Here is a 3,502-nt window from a genome sequence, read left to right as displayed (position 1 = left end):
TCCGGTGACCGGGCTGAACGCGGCCGGGTTCCAGTCCTTGAGGCCCGGAGACGCCGGGCAGATGTCTCGCACGACGCGCCCGACCTTCGGGTCCTTCTCCTCGTTCGGGATGATCCGGCCGGTCCTGAGGTCCACGCCCTTATACGCGTTGACGTAGCCGTAGGGCGTGGCGCTCAGCACCTGTCCGGTGCGGCGGTCGATCACGTAAAAGAACCCGTCGCGCGCCGGGCGAAGCATCACCGGCCGGCGGCCACCCTGCCACGGAATGTCGGCGAGGATGATCTCGTTGATGTCGTCATGGTCGAACAGGTCGTGCGGCGTGGTCTGGTAGAACCAGCGCGCCTTTCCGGTATCGAGGTCGCGCGCGAACACGCCGGTCGTCCACTTGTTGTCGCCCGGACGCTGGTCGGGGTTCCACGGCCCGGGGTTGCCGGTGCCGTAGTAGATCATGTGGAGCTCGGGATCGTAGCTGATCCAGCCCCACACGTTGCCGCCGCCGATCTGCCACGCGTTGGGCGGCCAGGTCTTGACCCCGAGGTCCGTGCCCCGATCGGAAGCGTAATAGGGGTGGAAGTCCGGCCCGATCAGCACGTCCTTGTCGGGGCCGGTGCTGTAGGCCTTCCACGCGAGCTTGCCGCTGCCTTCGTCGAGCGCGGCGATCCACCCGCGGACGCCCATCTCGCCGCCCGAATTGCCGACCAGCACTTTGCCGCCCGCGACCAGCGGCGCCATGGTGATGGTCTCGCCCTTCTGGATGTCGCCGAGCTGCGTGCGCCAGACCATCTGCCCGCTGTTCGCGTCGACCGCGAAGGTTTGCCCATCGAGCGTGTTGAAGAAGATCTTGCCGTCGTCATAGACCGCGCCGCGGTTGACGACGTCGCAGCAGGCGACGCCCTGCGAGGCGGCGGCGGGCTTGGGCTTGAACGTCCACTTGGCCGGAGCGCCGGGCTTGGTCAGGTCGAGCGCGTAGAGGTAATTGGGAAAGGGCGTGATGATGTACATCGTGCCGTTGACGACGAGTGGCGGCGCTTCGAAGCCCTTTTGCGTCGCGGTTGAGAAGGTGAAGGCGATCGCCAGCTTGCCGACGTTGGCCGGCGTGACCTGGTTGAGGCCGGAGAAGCGCGTCGATGCGTAATTCTTGCCCGGCATCGTCCAGTTGCCGTCATCGGCGGGCGCGGCGGCAGCTGGCGGGAGCGCATGCGGTCCGCCGCTGATCTGCGCGTAGCTCTGCGGTGAGGAGGTCGGCGCCGCCGCGTTCTTCTTGCAGGACATGAGCGCGCCGGCGGCGCCCAATATTCCGATCGCAGTCAGTGCGGTGGCTACTCGCCGCATTACGCCCCCTGACTTTGTTGCAGAACCTCTTCGAACGATGTGAGATGATGCGGTGCGGGTGCAGAATTCGCGGGCGCGGCTGCGGGTTCCGCCTGCGCAACAAATTTGACGTGAGGCGGCCGTTAACGCTCGCGCCCCGAACAGCCGTTCCTAACCTCAATCAGCAATATGAACCGCCGCAATTCAGCAGCGTTTTGACCCGCGTCACTGAAGTGACGGGAGATAAGATATGCCAACGAACCGAAGCGGCCGATCCAAGCGCGGATTCGCGGCGATGGATCCCGCGAAGCAGCGCGAAATCGCAAGCAAGGGCGGCAAGGCCAGCCACGGCGGCGGCCGCAAGAGCAGCTCCAGCCGCTGACATCCATTATCGCATGATTGCGCCGGGCCGTTGCGCCCGGCGCATTTCCTGGCAAGATGCCTGTCGCAACGCCTGAGGGGGCGTGGCGTTGAGCAGCCGTGGCCTACCGCACCGACATCAGCACACGCGACCGCGGAGGCGCCATCGCAGTCGTGATCGCGATCCACGCGGCGCTGCTGTTCGCGGTGCTTCACCATTGGGGCGGAATGACTCTCGAGGATGCGCGCGACGCGATGAAGATGTTCGACGTCACGCAGCCACCACCACCGCCTCCTCCTCCGCCCCAAACGCAACAGCCGAAGCCGAAGGAGAAGGAAGGCGGCTCGGCGCCCCCGAACATCAAGAGCGAGGCGACACCGGTGGAGGCGCCCAAGCCGAAGATCGTCGTTCCTCCGGTGCCGCAGATCGCGGCGAGCGAGACTCCGCGGCAGGGCGCCGCTCCAACGCAGGGCGCGTCCAATGTCGCGGGTCCAGGCACGGGCGCGGGCGGCACCGGAACGGGCACCGGCAGCGGCTCGGGCGGGAGCGGCCCCGGAGGCGGCGGGGACAATGGAGTCGCCGATCCGCCGCACCTGGTGACTCCCGTGCTCACCGGGCGCGATTTCCCGCGCGACCTGCTGCAGCAATGGCCCCGCGGAGCGACGGTGTTCCTCCGCTTGAGGGTCGATGCGCGGGGCTATGTCAGCGAGTGCGCGGTCGATCGCGGCACCGGCATCGCGGCGATCGATTCGGCCGTGTGCAACCTCGCGCACGACCGGCTGCGCTTCCGGCCGGCGGTGAACCGCAGCGGCCAGGCGGTTGCAGGATGGTTCGGATACGCGCAACGAGCGCCGCGATAGCGCGCAAGAAGGGATAAGCATGATTGAAGCCGAATGGTGGGACTATGATTCGATCGACGAGCTCGCGGACGCGGTCGCGGGCGACGTCGGCTTCATCATCGAAAGCGCGATCGACGCACGCGACGCATCGCTGATCGCGGTTCCGGGCGGGAAGACCGGCCCCGCGATCTTCAAGAAGCTCGCCGAGCAGAAGCTGCAGTGGAAGAAGGTCGCGATCATCCCGACCGACGACCGGCTGGCGCCGGTGGACAGCGATCTTTCCAATGTTCGCGAGATCGCCCGGGCATTCCTGCCGCTCGGCGCGCGCGTCGTTCCGCTGACCAGCGAGGCTGCGGGCGATTACAAGGCGGCCGGCAATGCGGCCGATGCGCGGCTGCAGGACTTGCCGTGGCCGCCGGACCTGGTGTGGCTCGGAATGGGCGCCGACGGGCATACCGCGTCGATCTTTCCGGGTGCGGACTTCCAGGGGGCGCTCGATGCGCCCAAGGCCCGGCGGGCGATCGGTGTCATGCCCGATCCGCTGCCGTCCGATGCACCGGTCGCTCGAGTAACCCTGACGCGCGCGGCGATCCTGTCCGCGCGGACGGTGCTGATCACCATCACCGGCCAGCAGAAGCGCGAAGTGCTCGAACAGGCGATCGCCGACGGGCAGAGTTCGAAGCTGCCGATCGGCCGGGTGCTCGCCGAAGCCGAGCAGCCGATCGATATCCATTGGTGCCCGTGATGTGACCGTCGCCCCAGCGAAAGCTGGGGCCCATCTCCGGCCTGTTCGGCCAAGCCCGCCGGTCGGGAGATGGATCCCAGCTTTCGCTGGGATGACGGCGTTGATCATAGGAAGCCATGCGCGTCGACCTGTTCGATTTCGACCTGCCCCCTGAGCGGATCGCGCTCAGGCCGGCCAGCCCGCGCGACAGCGCGCGGCTGCTGCTGCTCGATGGGGAGCGCACCGAGGACGCGCATGTCCGCGATC

The 3,502-nt window shown here is 67.4% G+C and carries 5 protein-coding genes; 4 read left to right on the top strand and 1 reads right to left on the bottom strand.

The window, feature by feature from the left end; translation table 11 throughout:
- On the bottom strand, window positions 1-1,332 hold a 1,332-nt coding region (locus VFT73_RS05220; RefSeq protein WP_326409106.1), incomplete at its 3' end, for a PQQ-binding-like beta-propeller repeat protein.
- 229 nt (window positions 1,333-1,561) lie between these two features.
- On the opposite strand from VFT73_RS05220, the gene VFT73_RS15280 reads away from it, so the two are divergent.
- From VFT73_RS15280 to VFT73_RS05205, 4 genes are all read left to right on the top strand, one after another.
- The gene (locus tag VFT73_RS15280; protein WP_414712792.1) at window positions 1,562-1,693 is read left to right on the top strand and encodes a KGG domain-containing protein; all 132 of its coding nucleotides are present in this window, start codon (window positions 1,562-1,564) and stop codon (window positions 1,691-1,693) included.
- A 98-nt stretch (window positions 1,694-1,791) separates the two neighbouring features.
- The gene (locus VFT73_RS05215) at window positions 1,792-2,532 is read left to right on the top strand and encodes an energy transducer TonB (protein ID WP_326409105.1); all 741 of its coding nucleotides are present in this window, start codon (window positions 1,792-1,794) and stop codon (window positions 2,530-2,532) included.
- A 19-nt stretch (window positions 2,533-2,551) separates the two neighbouring features.
- A complete protein-coding gene (gene pgl, locus VFT73_RS05210) occupies window positions 2,552-3,256 on the top strand; it encodes a 6-phosphogluconolactonase (protein WP_326409104.1) in 705 nt (234 codons plus the stop codon).
- 116 nt (window positions 3,257-3,372) lie between these two features.
- Window positions 3,373-3,502: S-adenosylmethionine:tRNA ribosyltransferase-isomerase (locus VFT73_RS05205; protein WP_326409107.1), on the top strand; the 130-nt coding region annotated here is incomplete at its 3' end.

This window comes from Sphingomonas sp., from assembly GCF_035758555.1.
GTDB lineage: Bacteria > Pseudomonadota > Alphaproteobacteria > Sphingomonadales > Sphingomonadaceae > Sphingomonas_B.
This window is presented reverse-complemented; position numbering and strand designations above follow the sequence as displayed.

Coding starts and splice junctions, on each gene's coding strand:
- VFT73_RS15280 (WP_414712792.1), top strand. CDS start 1,562: ATGCCAACGAACCGAAGCGGCCGATCCAAGCGCGGATTCGCGGCGATG.
- pgl (WP_326409104.1), top strand. CDS start 2,552: ATGATTGAAGCCGAATGGTGGGACTATGATTCGATCGACGAGCTCGCG.